Source organism: Tenacibaculum soleae (assembly GCF_030549005.1).
GTDB lineage: Bacteria > Bacteroidota > Bacteroidia > Flavobacteriales > Flavobacteriaceae > Polaribacter > Polaribacter soleae.
This window is the reverse complement of sequence record NZ_JAUOSW010000033.1, coordinates 1-906: the sequence shown is the minus strand read 5'-3', so window position 1 is coordinate 906 and position 906 is coordinate 1. Positions and strand designations below refer to the sequence as shown.

General features: G+C 28.3%; 1 protein-coding gene. It reads left to right on the top strand.

The annotated features are described in order from the left end of the window. Positions 1 to 141: 141 nt before the first annotated feature. Entirely contained in the window at positions 142 to 678 is a 537-nt protein-coding gene (locus Q4586_RS13970) for a hypothetical protein (RefSeq protein WP_303530007.1), read from the top strand. Positions 679 to 906 lie beyond the last annotated feature (228 nt).

Genomic DNA, 906 nt, shown 5'->3' with positions numbered 1-906 from the left:
CGTTGCAAGTAATAGCGGAAATCACTCAGATGTAAGTAATTCGGAATTGAAAAATATCTGATTTTGAGAACTAAAATTTGCTAAGGAAAGTTTACGGAATTGAAAAAACAAAATCACCCATTATCGGTTTTTACTTAATAAATGAAAGATAAATTTCAATATAGATTGTCAAAAGAAGAAAAGAATGAAATAGCTCAAAACTTGATTGATATTTTGCAGAAAAATGCGAATATTAATAGGCTGACTGTAACTTTCATTGGTAATTGGATTCTAACTGGACCTGACAAAAAAAGAAAGGCTTTTTTTGATGTTTGGGAAATCGTTCTAAAAAACTTTTTACCAACGATAAGACCTATTTTATTTCGAGCGTGTAAAAGGATTAGTAAAAATGGAAAAATAGCAAGTTTTACTGGTCGTTTAGAATGTGCAAGAGAATTTAGTAAAGGAAAAGGTTCTTTAATAATATGCGATACGAATGAAATACTCAAATTTGAAGATGAATTTTATGAACTTGGAGATTATAAACACACATTTTATCCTCTTTCTAGTGTTTTAAAAAAAGCGAAAAAATCTGGAGGGTGTGGATTTTCTGAGAGATTACTGAATAATTATATTGGTGAAGATGAATATATTATGAGAATTGATTTGGAAAATATGGAAACATTTAAATGGCACTAGAATTATAAAGTAATACACATAACTTTTATTAAAAATTGGAATTATAATAAGGTTTCGCTGACTTTGAATAAAACAGTAATTAAAAATGAAAAACTACTACTTGCAACACCGTATATAATTTATTGCTAGTTCTAGCCTACTTACGAAAATCCTCTCGGATTTTCTATTCGGTTTTTATTTGCTATATTTAGTGTTTATAAACGCAACAAACTATATACAATCACGTTG